The organism is Formosa sp. S-31, assembly GCF_051172795.1.
In the GTDB taxonomy this organism is placed as follows: Bacteria; Bacteroidota; Bacteroidia; order Flavobacteriales; family Flavobacteriaceae; genus Formosa.
In genome coordinates this window covers 366,926-381,006 of sequence record NZ_JAENDK010000004.1, presented here as the reverse complement: position 1 = coordinate 381,006, position 14,081 = coordinate 366,926, and the positions used below count along the sequence as shown (strand labels likewise).

The window sequence follows — 14,081 nt, the reverse complement described above, 5'->3', positions numbered from 1 at the left end:
TTGCTACTAATCAAATATTCTTAGTTGGTATATTTTTATTTACTACTGTGGTAACAATACCTTATCTATAACATGAGCAACACCATTCGACGCTTTTACATCTGCAGCTACGATGTTTGCCTGAGCCCCGGTTTCGTCGGCTATAACATAGGTCTCTCCGGAAGCCACAACATTCAAATTATGTCCTGAAAATGCGGTTTCAACAGACATTTCAGATAAATCGGAAGCATAAACTTCGGCTGCAAGTACATGATACAACAGCACATTAGTTAATAAGGTCATTTCTTCTTCGGTATCAAAATCATCTAAACTACTATAACCTTCTCCCAAGTCTGCTAAAAGTTGTAAAAAAGCATCGTTTGTTGGCGCAAACACCGTAAAAGGACCATCTCCATTTAAGACATCAACCAGATCTGCCTTTACAACTGCATCCTTTAAGATAGATAAATTTTCGTTCTCCATTACCAGTTCCACCAAAGTTTTTTCATTTAACGCATCTATAACCTCCTGTGGAACAAGTACTTTATTAACAATATGAATAACACCGTTGGTTGCTTCTATATCTGCCGTAGTCACTGCTGCCGACATATCAGTTGCATCTTCGATATGCACACCACTGGAAAGGTCTACCATTAAGGTTTCACCCTGAACCGTTGTTATTTCCTGATTATCTTCAAGTTGATAAGACATTACCGAAGCTCCAGCAACAACGTGATATTTTAAAAGTGTCCCAAGCAATACGCGGCCTTCTGGCGTATCAAAATCATCCAGACTACTATAATCATCTAACTCAGCCAACAAATTATTAAAGGCCTGATTAGTTGGAGCAAATACCGTAAACGGACCATCTCCGTTAAGTGTCCCTACCAGATCACTATCGTCTTCCATATCTGCCAAAACAAGAGCACTTACCAAACTACTTAACGACTCGGTATCTAATGCTATTTCCACTATGGTCATATCTGGACTGTCTATATTTTTATCATCGTCGTTGTCATCGTCACACGATACAGCAACAAAACATAGAGCAAAAATTGCTAACACAAATGTAATTCCTTTTTTCATGTCTATAAATTTTAATATTAAACTTATACAAATCTACATATAAATATTATTTTGTCCAACATTTTTAAAATAAACTTATACATGGTGAAATGCATTTTTTAAAAAAACAATCAAAAACACACTTTTTTTGTTTAATTTTGCGGAACAAATAATTAGACATGAGCAAGTATACCATGGCCCAAATTGTGTCGTTAACAGGCATAAAATCACATACTTTACGAAAATGGGAAAGCCGTTACAGTTTTCTAGTGCCGGAGCGTACAGAAACGAATATTAGATTTTACACCGATACGCAATTAAAAAAACTCTTAAACATTGGTATTTTAACCCAAAACGGTTACCGCATTTCTAAAATTGATGCCATGACGGAAGCTGAAATTCATCAGCTTGTTTCTGAACTGGTTTTAAAAGGAGCTCCAAAAGATGAGGTAAAAGCTTTAATTTTAGCTATGATGCACATGGATCAGGACAGGATTCATGACATTATAAATGCCGAACAATTAAAATCTGGTCTTATTACCTGCATTACACAACTTATATATCCTTTCTTGAATCAGGTTGGTGTATTATGGGGTAACAGTAAAGTTATGCCTGCTCAGGAGCATTTTATTTCCAATATTATTAAACAAAAATTATTTACAGCAATAGAACTTTTGCCCAAACCACAATCTAATGCCCCTAAAGCACTTTTATTCCTTCCGGAAAATGAGCATCATGAAATCGGGCTGCTTTTAGCCTCATATATCACTCAAAAATTAGGCTGGCGAGTATTTTATCTTGGACAAAATGTACCTACCGAAAACATAAAGACTATCATCGAAATTTCTGAACCGGATATCGCAGTAACCATGTTTACCACCTCAACAGAGGAACGCATGAAAGCGTTATTAAAAACATATATAACTTTTAGCGATATCCCCATATTAACCTTTGGACCTATTAAAAATCCGGACTTCTTAAAAAGGTTATCCCATAAGATTAAATTCCTTTCGACTCCTGAAGCTCTTATTCACGAGTTACAGCATTTTCAGACGAATCCGGTTTAACATGTTATTGTCTAACATCGCTCTGAAAAATAAATAGCTTTGTTATCACAATTCAATTTTCAAATGGTTATTTTTGAGAGAACTATTTGAAATACTCTTATTAACTATTACCATGAAATTTGATCTTTCCAACAAAACTGCACTTGTTACGGGTGGCGCCAGTGGCATAGGAGCTGCCATAGCAAGCACTTTTGCAGCACAAGGTGCTTACGTACATGTTGTCGATATTAACACAGATAATGCAATCGATACCATAAAACAAAACACCAATATTTCCTTACATAATTGTGATATTACAAATGAAGACGAGGTGCATAAATTAGTTACAGAAATAACAGCCAAGCACCCAATAAACATTCTGGTAAACAATGCCGGAATAGCACATGTTGGCAATATCGAAAACACAGAAGGCAGCGACCTGGATAGATTATATCAGGTTAATATTAAAGGAGTTTTTAACTGCGCGAAGGCGGTAATACCTCTTATGAAGTCTCAGGGCGGAGGTGTTATTTTAAACATGGCTTCCATTGCTTCCAGTGTAGCTGTAGCAGATCGGTTTGCCTATAGTATGACCAAAGGGGCTGTTTTAACCATGACCTACTCTATTGCTAAAGATTATATAGATACAGGAATACGCTGCAACTGCATTTCGCCAGCCAGGGTACACACGCCTTTTGTAGATGGCTTTATTAAAAAAAACTACCCCGGAAAAGAATCGGAAATGTTCGAAGCATTGTCTAAAACCCAACCTATAGGCCGCATGGGCAAACCTGAAGAAGTAGCAAACTTAGCACTTTACCTGTGTTCGGACGAAGCTTCTTTTATTACAGGAACCGACTTCCCCATAGATGGTGGATTTATAAAATTAAATGGATAACCCAAAACAATATTTAAAATGAAATTAATTCGATTTGGCCTGGCTGGACAAGAAAAACCAGGTCTGCAATTAGAAGACACACGCATCGATGTGTCTGAATTTGGTGAAGATTATACTGAAGATTTTTTTGAAAATGATGGATTGAACCGATTGGAATCATGGTTAGAAACCAATCAGGAGACCTGTCCGATTGTCCCGAACGACACCCGATTAGGCCCACCAGTTAAACGCCCTTCCAAATTAGTGTGTGTAGGGTTAAATTACGCCATGCACGCCAAAGAAAGTGGCATGGAAGTTCCGAAAGAGCCTGTGTTATTTTTTAAATCGACAACCGCAATAGTAGGTCCAAACGATAATCTTATTATTCCGAAAAACAGTACAAAAACCGACTGGGAAGCCGAACTAGCTATTGTAATAGGCAAAAAAGCGTCTTATGTAGAAAAAGCAGATGCTTTGGATTATGTAGCCGGATATGTGCTGCATAATGATTACAGCGAACGTGAATTTCAAATAGAACGCGGCGGGCAATGGGTGAAAGGAAAAAGCTGCGATACCTTTGCACCATTAGGGCCATTTATAGCTACAAAAGACGAAATACAAGATGCCAACAACTTAAATCTATGGCTAAAATTAAATGGAGAAACCATGCAAAACAGCAGCACTTCAGATTTTGTTTTTAATATAGAAACGGTGGTAAGCTACATCAGTCAGTTTATGACACTTCTTCCGGGAGATATTATTTCTACCGGTACGCCATTTGGTGTTGGTCTGGGATTAACTCCGCAACGCTATTTAAAACCAGGCGATGTTGTAGAACTGGGTATAGAAGGCTTAGGATCGTCCAAACAACACGTAAAAGCCTGGCAATAGTCCCGGATCTATTCAAACACATATTATCCACAAAAAAGCATGGTGTAAATGTCTTTTACATTTACACCATGCTTTTTTTTATCTATATAAAAGTTTTGGCAGGACTTCCTCAGAATGACTAGTTGATACTCTCTCAGACAAAGTTTTCATTTTATATTTTCTTGATTTCCCATCAATTAGCATTTATTTTTATTACAATTTGAAATTAATATTGTACTTTTTATAGTAACTTTAAGCAAGTAAATTGTAATAAACCGCGTACAAGTAAATCTTTAGCTTTTTAGATTAGAGATTACAGATTAACCAACTTACGCCAAACAAGTAAATCGCTATTACCAAATTCAATACATTAAAGTACAAGCCTTATGAAAAAACACCTCATCATTCTCACACTTTTTCTGCTTCCTTTTTTGAGTCGTGCACAAAGTAGTTCTGACACAATAGATTTAGACGCTCTGGTTGCTTTAGACCAAATGGGTGAAACTATCGGCACCTTAACTTCTGTAACTTTTCACTTGAGTGTGGTTACAGACCAATTAGACGAAAACAACAAACTGTATTCCCGACCTATAGAACATGAGGTTACCATGGTTGGACCGGATAAAATGCTAGTTAAATCGTTCTCTCTGGGCAGAAACCGAGGGTATTGGTATAACGGGGATCACCTCACCTATTACTCTTTTAACGAAAACAACTACGTTACTATTCCGGCACCTTCCAACATTATGGATATGATCGAGTTTATGCACACTAAATTCGACATGTATTTTCCGGCTGCGGATTTCTTCTACCCTTCCTTTACTGATGATTTACTTCAGGATTTCAAAACCATAACCTTTAAAGGAGAGGTAAATTTAGGCGGTCACCCCTGTTATGAATTATATGCAGAAAACGATAAAATGACAGCTCAATTATGGATTTTAGCTGAGACCTACAATCTCCCGAAAAAATTCATATTAACTTACAAACAAAAGAACAACCAAAAATACGAAGCTATATTTAGTGACTGGGATCTAAACCCGGAAGTTCCTGATGCTATTTTTGATTTTACTCCGCCTGCCAATGCTAAGTTAATTAGTGTGCTTCTGGCTAAATCTTAATCACGTTTTATTTTAAAATTAGAATCATGAAAACAGCATATATACAACAGCAACTTAAAATTGGATTTTTCATAATGTGTCTTGCCTGGTTATCACCCATAAATTTGCAGGCTCAACGCCTAAACCACGGAGTTTCCCGTGCAGGAGGAGGATCTATTCATCGCTCTTCTCCGGCACATACTGCAAACAGGAGCAGACCAACCACAAGACCTACAACAACAAGACCCAGCACATCCAGACCTAAAACCAGTATTAACGGCGGGTTTAACAAATCAACGTCACGTAATGTGCCTACCAGAAATTCCACGGCTAACTCCAGAGTCAGACCCAGTACAAATCCCGGTGCAAATAACAAATCCATCAATCGTAATGTTAACACAAACCGAAACGTAAACACCAATCGTTCAACCAACAGACAGACCTCTAATATTCGCAATAAAGATGGCAATAGAGTTAATATAGACAAAGGCCATAACAACATTAACGTTAACATAGACAACAGTAAGCACTTTAATGTAAATAACCACCATAATACAAGGGTTGTAAATAGTCCAAGACGATATAACAGACCACCTTACGTTTATGGCGGACATCATTATTATTGCCATCGCCCGTATTACTACCATCCATATCGTCCATTTTACTGGGGTCCGGTTTGGCATCCGTGGGGCTTTTTTGTTGCTTCTATTGCCACTACCGCTATAATAGTTAGTATTGAAAACCAGAGATACCATTATGACAACGGTGTTTATTACATTCAGGAAAATGGAGGATATACTGTAGTTCAAGCACCTATTGGAGCAACTGTACAAACCATCCCAAAAGAAGCGGAGGTAGTAAAAGTCAGCGAAACAACAAATAATTACTATTACGGTGGTGCATACTACGAAAAAGACGCCAATGGCTACACGGTAGTGCCTGCTACAGCCGGCACAATAGTGCCACATTTACCAGATGGCGGCGAAGAAATTAAAATTGGAGACCAGACGTATGTACAGTTTGGAGACACCTATTATCAGCCAATACAAGTAGACGGAAAAGACATGTACGAAATTGTAGAGGTAAAAGACGAATAAACAGTATAATCTATTGTCATATTTTTAAAGCGTCTGAAATTCGTTTCAGGCGCTTTATTTCATTTCGGGGAAATCTAAATTTAAATGTTTTAGCACCTACTCAAAATTTGACGAGAAAAAATCTATTTTTTATACAACACCTCAATCTCGGGATTAACTTTAAGCAGGTCCTTAATTAATTCCATGTTATTTACAGGAGCTACATATATTTAGTCGTAAATATTATATTTAATCACCATACCATGAGTTGCCAAAGCGGGTTTTATACCTACCCACAAGGTGTTATTATTTTCTATGGCTTTAATACTGGAAATATCTATTCGTCCCCGCAACAATCCAGACCGATAAAAAAAGGCATCCTTTTCTATTTTGTAATACGTATCCATAAAAATCCAGATAACAAAAACAACTGGAATAATCAAGGGTAGTATAATTGCAGGTTTTTCAGAAAATGCAGGTCGATCTAAGCAGAATATGAGTATTGGCAATATTAATAATACCAATAAAACATATTTAATATAGCCCCGGGTACTGGCTTTATATTTTTTCATAATTAAAGCTAAGTTGAGCACACTAAGTTAAAGGAATTCCTCAAGGAATGGCCTGTTTTTGCAGGAATCTTAGTCAATTTAATACAATCAATTACATCTCCTCCACTCTGAAAACACAAACTAAAATCCTACACTCATTCCCATTCCAAAATTCCTTCCATCATAAAACGGCATTACAAGACCGTCCACATCCTTTTTATCCTTAAAAAAAGTGCGTTTTATAAACGGATGAATCCAATACGCTATTTTAGTACTTAACATACCTATTCCAGCTCCGGAAGCAACATCGGTTAACCAGTGCCTGTCGTTATACATTCTGAAAAAACCAGTTCCTGCTGCCACAGCATACCCGGCAACTCCATACCAGACAGACACGTCTTTATACTCCTGATATAAAAACTCAGCGCCCATAAAAGCCGTGGCGGTATGCCCGGAAGGAAAAGAATTCTTTGAAGAACCGTCGGGCCGCAATTCATTACCTGTTAATTTAAGTGCATTAACAGTGGCTCCCATAATTAAATAAGCTGTCCCCAATATAATGGTACGATCTTTAAAATTATGTTTGCCTTTAACTCCAAAAGCATTCAAACCATAAACCGACAAAAAAGGAGCATACTGAGAGATATCATCAATAGTAAACTGATTATCTATATGCTCCCGAAACTCGGCATTAGTACTTTCATTAATATTTTTAATACTATGACTTTCCAGACCAATAACGCCGTAACCAATAAGTGCAGACGGTATAATTAAAGCCTCGTATTTAAATTTTAAAGGCTCTGGATTTGATTTCGCTACTGTATCTGTTGTAACGCCCTGAGCTGCCATTTGCAAAGTAAAACAACAAACACATAGAAATACGAATTTCATGATGAATCGGGGATTAATACAGACAACTAAATTAGAGTTTGAACAGGTTATTTCCTAGCCATTACTTTACTTTATAGTATACATTACAAATAAACTTTCAAACATATTTTCATTACACTCCCAAACCCAAAACTTTCAACCAAAACCAATATGAGATTTCAGACCTTAATTCATATTTAAAAGATTGATCCCGAACGACATATTAAACATTAAAAAGTGTATTTTTACGTATAAATCAAAGTACTTAACGCTATTAAGTCATAATATTAAACCAATCTGTTCTGCATTTATGCGATGTAATATTCGATTAGCTCCTAAAGCCGATGCACTATGAAACCAACCAAACCATTTTTTTGTTTTATTTTACTCTTACTCAGTGTTACTTCACATGCGCAATTCGATGGTGTAAAACAATGGATGCAGGAACGCAAGGCTAAAAAAGAAGCAAAAATTGCAGCGGGAGAACCTTTTTTAAGCATACTGGCAGGTCCGGGCTACACTCCGGAAAATGGTTTATTGCTCGGCGGTGGATTTCTTTACACCTTTAAAACCAATAAAGCCGACAGCCTTATTCAACGATCATCTGTACCAATTAATATGTTTATTAGTACAAAAGGTAATTTTCAAATCGGCACAGCTTTACAATCGTTTTGGTGGCAGGACAAAGTCCGAATTAATGCCAAGCTAAGATATTCGAATGCAGAAGACCAGTATTTTGGCGTTGGTTACGATAATGCTGTAAACACTATCCAAAGCGATTCCACAACAACATACAACCGAAAACTAATTGCCTTTACTCCAAATGTTTTAACTCGTGTCGCCAAGGACTTTTATCTGGGGGTTGGTGTCGATTTAAATTATACAAAAGTCACCTCTCTCAATCCGGTTATGGCTCAGGACCCCGAATATCTAAAATATGGTCCTGAGAATTTTAATAGCGGCCTTATGTTTTCTTTACATTACGATAGTCGAGATGTAACTGTAAATGCATGGAGCGGTTGGTTTGCGAAATTTTTAACCGGATTTTACGGCAACTATTTAGGCAGCGATAATGACTATCAGGTATACGAGTTTGACATCAGAAAATACATTCAGATATATCGTCCAGGAAACATTATGGCTTTAAAATTGTATGGTCGAATTACTCAGGGCGATACCCCTTACGAACAACTTACCGCACTTGGAGGCACAAACGCACTAAGAGGATATATAATGGGGCAATACAGAGATGAAGCCGGACTGTATTTTATTTCGGAATGGCGACATACCTTTTTAAAGCGCGATGACACTTTAAGCAAACATGGTATTACACTTTGGGTCGCTTCGGGAACCATAGCTCCTAAACTTAGCGACATGACACGCTGGATACCCAACGGAGGAATAGGCTATCGCTTTGAAGTGCAACCACGAATGAATGTTAGAATTGATTTTGGTTTAGGAAAAGAATCCTCCGGATTGTATTTTAATTTCACCGAAGCCTTTTAATGTCAACAAAAAAAAAGCGGAAAGAGTTTATCCTTCCGCTTTTAAATAATCATTAAATCGAATTACTTCTTATTTAATTCTAATTTTTCCGCAAAATAATCGCAGAAATCTTTCATAGTAGCCGTCATTTTTTCGTCCTGAGTAGCCCGGTTAAACGTATCGCTCATAGCCACTAAGGTCTGATGAAAAAACACTTTCATTTCGTCTACCGGCATGTCTTTAGTCCAAAGATCTATACGTAAAGACTCCTGTGCCTTGCTATCCCAAACCGAAAGCATCATCGCTTTAGCTTCTTCATTAGTTACGCCACCATCTTGAGCTGTCCATGATAACTTCTCAGGTACTCGGTTTTCGTCTAATTCGACTTGTAATTCTATAGTTGATGTATAATTTGCCATTATTTTCTTGGTTTAAATTTTGAATGATTGAATATATCTTCTGCCGACATGTTTAACATCTCCTTAAATGAAATATCAGGATTATGGTCCATGTACGCTCTCACGATTTGCCAGCCTATATATTGTCCGATACGTCCCGGGGACTCATTATCAATTTCTGCCAGATAAAATTTTGAAAACGGAGCTGGGTTAATAAAACGTCCCGGTAATTTAGAATCTGAACTATAAAGCAATTCGCGCTCCACAAAATATTCCCAGATCTGTGCTTCGTTGTTTTGCGCCCATTGCAACTGCACTTCTGTATAATTTATTTTCTCGGCATCTGTTTTAAAAGGAATCATGAGGTCTTTAAAATACAGGCGTTTTCCAGCAGAAACCATTTCGTCTAAAAGCGTCTTATTTCTGGTTGGTAAAATGTAACGCTCTGCATAGGCCTCGGCCAGATCTACCGCAATTTGTTCCCGTTTAAAGCCCAGACGAATATATTCCTGAACTCCCTGATAAAACTCATGCTCCGGCCCTAAAATAAGTATCTAAAGCAATAAGATCTATTGAATCAGTTACAATAACTTTATTTCTATAATCCACATAAGATGTGGTGGTAACAATTCTTGGAGTCCTAAATTCCGGATAATAATATTTTAAATGCTGAAACAAGCTAAGCAATTCAGGCTCCACCGCTGTCATATCCGGATAGACTTTTAAGACTTCTTCAGACAATTCATGTTGTAAAGTATCCTGTATTTTATTTTCCCAAAACGAATCTGGATACGCATTGGAAAACATAAACGGATATACTTCGCGTAAAGCCTTCCAGTTTTCGGTATTAACTTTGGAAAACGCCTTATCGAATCGGTCTATTTTCAGCTCTACTTTTACCTTTGAAATGTCATCTTCAGTCTTACTGTCATTTTCACAAGAAACAAGGCTAATAATTAACAAAAGGCAAAAACTTAAATATTTCATAGAAAACTTGAGACGTTAATTTTTATTTTTAGGGGTTTCAGTTATTTTTGTTTGGCAAAGGTAAGATTCTTTGATTTAAATTCTTTTAAAATGCAAACAGAAAAAGTAGTAGAGTATATAGTTAATTGGTTAAAAGACTATGCAGTAAAAGCAAAAGTTAACGGTTTTGTAATTGGAGTATCAGGAGGAATAGACTCTGCAGTAACTTCAACACTATGTGCGCGCACAGGTCTGGAGGTATTAACGCTAGAAATGCCTATTCATCAGGCTTCATCACAGGTTAGCAGGGCATTAAACCATATTACCTGGCTACAGTCTAATTACAGTAATGTTCGCATGACACAGGTTAATTTAACACCAGTATTCGATAGTCTTATTGAAGCCTTACCCGCTGTTGAAAGTGAAGAAGCTCGCTTTATGTCGTTGGCTAATACTCGTGCAAGATTACGCATGACATCACTCTATTATTTTGCAGCTTTAGAAAAGCTTCTTGTTGCCGGAACCGGAAATAAAGTAGAAGATTTTGGAGTTGGATTTTACACAAAATACGGTGATGGTGGTGTAGACCTTAGTCCGATTGCCGATTTATTAAAAACCGAAGTGTATGATATTGCCAAATATCTTGGCGTAAACACCGAAATTATTGAAGCAGCCCCTACCGATGGTCTATGGGGAGACGACAGAACCGACGAAGACCAGATAGGCGCATCCTACCCTGAACTGGAATGGGCCATGGCTATGGCTGATTCAGGAAAAACTGCCGAAGATTTCTCGGGTCGCGAAAAAGAAGTTTTTACTATTTACAAACGCTTAAACACCGCTAATAAACACAAAATGGATCCGATCCCAGTTTGTGTAATTCCTGATAATTTAAAGTAAGAATCATCCTAAAAGTTATTAGATTTTTTTTATATTTACATAGACTGGATTTCTCAAAGTGAAATCTGCTGCCCCAACGGTCTTCATTTTAAAAACATTAGATATTATGATAAAACTGTTGGTAGCCGACCACCATCCTATTATTAGAAAGGGGCTGGAATTATTATTTTTAACATCACCTAATGTTCAAGTAGAAGGTGGTGTGGACGATGGAGAATCTATTTTCGATTTCCTGAAATCGAATCCTGTAGATATAATTATTTCTGAAATAGACTTACCTAAATTAAACGGAATCACTGCTCTAAGGCGTTTAAAAAAAGAATTTCCGGAGATTAAAGTACTTATTTTTAGCACACACCCCGAAGAGGTATATGCTATGAGTGCCATTAAAGCAGGAGCATCGGGTTACATTTCGAAAACCGCAAATGTTATCACTCTGAAAGAAGCTATAATGAAAATTAATCAGGGTGGTATTTATTTAAGTAACGACTTAACGCACCGACTGGCTTTTGGCGAACGCATTACCAGAACCGGATCTTTATACAAAAAACTGTCTACCAGAGAAGTTGAAGTTTTAAAGCTGCTATCCATAGGTAAAAAGAATAAGGATATTGCCAGTGAATTAGACATTAACGAAAAAACAGTCAGCACCTACAAAGCGCGTTTAATGAAAAAACTACACGTGTCTAATCTGGTTGATTTATTAAATCAGGCTAAACTTTTAGAATCCTAACACTTATATCTATCAACAGGAAGAAAACATTACTTTATCGAAGCCTTCTTAAAAACAATTCCAATAGTATAATATTGGTAAATTCTTTTGCGCTAAAACAACCTTAATAAACTAAAACCCCCTTTGCTTATAATACACGATTCAGTTTTCGAGACAAGAGCATTTTTAAACCAGAATAGTCTTTAACCTCTTCCAGTATATTGCGATTCGTATCGGCAATCTGGGATATTGTAGCCTGTTGAAACTCTAAAACTTTCTGGTCTATTAAAAAACAACGTAAACTTAAAATGGTTTCACTAACCAATTGAGCTACGCTATCGGTCTTTGCTTTAGGATAAATTTCCATACGATTCCAGTCATGCAAATCGTAACGTTCATCCTCCATTAAAATACTGGTAATTTCCTGAGACAATTGGGTATCTACAGCATTTACAAACTGGTCTAAAACAAAATCAGGGTTTTGATTTAATGTATTAATAATAGTGTAATACAGTGTTTTAAACGTTTCATTAGAAAACTGCATCTCGTCTTCCTGTAAATCCAGAAATATTTTTTCGAACACCTTAGCCTGTTGTACTACAGGTTCTAAATCGAGTTCGCCTCTCTCGTTTTCTTTTAAAATTAAATCTTCAAACTCTTCTTCTCTATCTCCGTAAAGTAAAAGCAGTTCTATTATTTTGCGTTCCAGTAAATACTGCCTGTTTACTTTAGCTACGGGTTCTTCATTTTTAACAACCTCAAAAGCACGCTGTGGCTTCTCTTCATTTTTTCCCGATTTCCCGGCATCCTTCTCTCCTAATTGCGCCAGAGAACTAAACAAAACCGATTCGCTTATATCCATAATACGGGCACATTCCTGTAAATACACCTCCTGTTTAATACGGTCTGGAATCTTCGATATACTCTGAATAATATCGCGAATGGTCTCTGCCTTTTTTATAGGATCATTCTTGGAATCTTCGACTAATAAAGAGGCTTTAAACTGAATAAAGTCCTTGGCATTGTTTGCCAGATATTCCCGTAATTCCTCTTCTGTATTATTCTTAGCAAAACTATCCGGGTCTTCTCCCTGCGGGAAAGAACATACTTTTACGTTCATACCCTGTTCCAGAATAAGATCGATTCCTCGTATAGATGCTCGCATACCAGCAGCATCACCATCAAATAAAACGGTAATATTTTTGGTAAGCCGGTTAATCAGTCTGATTTGTTCTGTAGTTAAAGCTGTACCAGATGATGCCACGACATTTGTTACTCCCGTTTGATGAAACTGAATAACATCGGTATAACCTTCTACTAAAAAACAGTTATCTTCTTTTGCTATGCTTTGTTTAGCATGGTAAATGCCATAAAGCACCTTACTCTTGTAGTAAATTTCACTTTCCGGAGAATTAACATATTTCGCAGCTTTTTTATCATTAGTCAGAATACGTCCGCCAAATCCTAAAATCCGTCCACTCATACTTTGTATCGGGAACATAACACGCCCTTTAAAGCGATCGAAATACTTTTCTCCTTTAACAATAGTTAGCCCCGTTTTTTCCAGAAACTCCAGTTTATACCCTTTCTTTAAAGCTTCGTCGCTAAAAGCCTGCCACTCATCCAGGGCATACCCTAATCCAAAAGTCTTAATGGTTTCCGGTGTAAAACCACGTTCTTTAAAATAACTTAAGCCTATGGCCTGACCGGCATCGGTTTTATGGAGAATTTTCTGAAAATACGTATTAGCAAATTCACTGACCAGATACAAACTTTCCCGTGTATCGGCCTTTTCCTTTTGTTCGTTGGTTTGCTCGGTTTCTTCAATTTCAATACCATATTTTCTGGCCAGATATTTTATTGCTTCCGGATAGGTAAAGTGCTCGTGCTCCATTAAAAAGGCCACAACATTCCCTCCTTTTCCACTTGAAAAATCTTTCCAGATTTGTTTCACCGGCGATACCATAAAACTCGGAGAACGCTCGTCGCTAAACGGACTTAAACCTTTAAAATTACTACCTGATTTTTTTAATTGTACAAAATCGCCAATAACTTCTTCCAGTCGGGCTGTTTCGAACACGTGATCTATGGTAGCTTTTGAAATCAATATCTCTGAAATTTTAAGTTTAAAAAGTGTTTACAAATATAGATAAACCTAGGATATCTAAAATCATTTCAACAAGTCT

General features: G+C 37.0%; 15 protein-coding genes. 8 read left to right on the top strand and 7 right to left on the bottom strand.

Annotated features, from left to right (window positions below):
* Nucleotides 1-42: 42 nt before the first annotated feature.
* Nucleotides 43-1,065: a fasciclin domain-containing protein gene (locus I3217_RS07410; RefSeq protein WP_435049113.1), complete on the bottom strand. Its 1,023-nt coding sequence runs from the start codon at nt 1,063-1,065 to the stop codon at nt 43-45.
* 158 nt (nt 1,066-1,223) lie between these two features.
* Between I3217_RS07410 and I3217_RS07405 the strand changes: the two genes are divergently transcribed.
* The 5 genes from I3217_RS07405 to I3217_RS07385 all read left to right on the top strand — a co-directional run bounded on the left by I3217_RS07405 (nt 1,224) and on the right by I3217_RS07385 (nt 6,034).
* The gene (locus tag I3217_RS07405; protein ID WP_435049112.1) at nt 1,224-2,111 is read left to right on the top strand and encodes a MerR family transcriptional regulator; all 888 of its coding nucleotides are present in this window, start codon (nt 1,224-1,226) and stop codon (nt 2,109-2,111) included.
* 112 nt (nt 2,112-2,223) lie between these two features.
* Nucleotides 2,224-2,988, top strand: a complete 765-nt coding sequence (locus tag I3217_RS07400) for an SDR family NAD(P)-dependent oxidoreductase (RefSeq protein WP_435049144.1) — start codon at nt 2,224-2,226, stop codon at nt 2,986-2,988.
* 18 nt (nt 2,989-3,006) lie between these two features.
* A complete protein-coding gene (locus I3217_RS07395; protein WP_435049111.1) occupies nt 3,007-3,858 on the top strand; it encodes a fumarylacetoacetate hydrolase family protein in 852 nt (283 codons plus the stop codon).
* Between the two features lie 365 nt (nt 3,859-4,223).
* Nucleotides 4,224-4,958, top strand: coding sequence for a DUF2092 domain-containing protein (locus I3217_RS07390; RefSeq protein WP_435049110.1), 735 nt, complete (start codon nt 4,224-4,226; stop codon nt 4,956-4,958).
* A 26-nt stretch (nt 4,959-4,984) separates the two neighbouring features.
* Nucleotides 4,985-6,034: a DUF6515 family protein gene (locus tag I3217_RS07385; protein WP_435049109.1), complete on the top strand. Its 1,050-nt coding sequence runs from the start codon at nt 4,985-4,987 to the stop codon at nt 6,032-6,034.
* A gap of 209 nt (nt 6,035-6,243) precedes the next feature.
* Here I3217_RS07385 and I3217_RS07380 read toward each other — a convergent pair whose 3' ends face one another.
* Both I3217_RS07380 and I3217_RS07375 read right to left on the bottom strand, forming a co-directional pair.
* A complete protein-coding gene (locus I3217_RS07380) occupies nt 6,244-6,585 on the bottom strand; it encodes a PH domain-containing protein (protein ID WP_435049108.1) in 342 nt (113 codons plus the stop codon).
* 120 nt (nt 6,586-6,705) lie between these two features.
* Complete coding sequence (locus I3217_RS07375) at nt 6,706-7,455, bottom strand: phosphatase PAP2 family protein (protein ID WP_435049107.1); 750 nt, start codon at nt 7,453-7,455, stop codon at nt 6,706-6,708.
* Between the two features lie 330 nt (nt 7,456-7,785).
* On the opposite strand from I3217_RS07375, the gene I3217_RS07370 reads away from it, so the two are divergent.
* Nucleotides 7,786-8,940, top strand: coding sequence for a BamA/TamA family outer membrane protein (locus I3217_RS07370; protein WP_435049106.1), 1,155 nt, complete (start codon nt 7,786-7,788; stop codon nt 8,938-8,940).
* A 62-nt stretch (nt 8,941-9,002) separates the two neighbouring features.
* Here I3217_RS07370 and gldC read toward each other — a convergent pair whose 3' ends face one another.
* From gldC to I3217_RS07355, 3 genes are all read right to left on the bottom strand, one after another.
* Nucleotides 9,003-9,338, bottom strand: a complete 336-nt coding sequence (gene gldC / locus I3217_RS07365; RefSeq protein WP_435049105.1) for a gliding motility protein GldC — start codon at nt 9,336-9,338, stop codon at nt 9,003-9,005.
* Nucleotides 9,338-9,718 carry a hypothetical protein gene (locus I3217_RS07360; protein ID WP_435049104.1) on the bottom strand — a complete coding sequence of 127 codons (381 nt, stop codon included), beginning with the start codon at nt 9,716-9,718 and terminating at the stop codon, nt 9,338-9,340. Before I3217_RS07360 ends, gldC begins: the two co-directional genes overlap by 1 nt.
* A 127-nt stretch (nt 9,719-9,845) precedes the next feature.
* Entirely contained in the window at nt 9,846-10,304 is a 459-nt protein-coding gene (locus I3217_RS07355) for a hypothetical protein (protein WP_435049103.1), read from the bottom strand.
* A 90-nt stretch (nt 10,305-10,394) separates the two neighbouring features.
* Here I3217_RS07355 and nadE point away from each other — a divergent pair, with 90 nt between their 5' ends.
* A complete protein-coding gene (gene nadE / locus I3217_RS07350; protein ID WP_435049102.1) occupies nt 10,395-11,183 on the top strand; it encodes an NAD(+) synthase in 789 nt (262 codons plus the stop codon).
* A gap of 106 nt (nt 11,184-11,289) precedes the next feature.
* Nucleotides 11,290-11,916, top strand: a complete 627-nt coding sequence (locus tag I3217_RS07345) for a response regulator (RefSeq protein ID WP_435049101.1) — start codon at nt 11,290-11,292, stop codon at nt 11,914-11,916.
* A 127-nt stretch (nt 11,917-12,043) separates the two neighbouring features.
* Here I3217_RS07345 and dnaG read toward each other — a convergent pair whose 3' ends face one another.
* The gene (gene dnaG, locus I3217_RS07340) at nt 12,044-14,002 is read right to left on the bottom strand and encodes a DNA primase (protein ID WP_435049100.1); all 1,959 of its coding nucleotides are present in this window, start codon (nt 14,000-14,002) and stop codon (nt 12,044-12,046) included.
* Nucleotides 14,003-14,081: the final 79 nt, after the last annotated feature.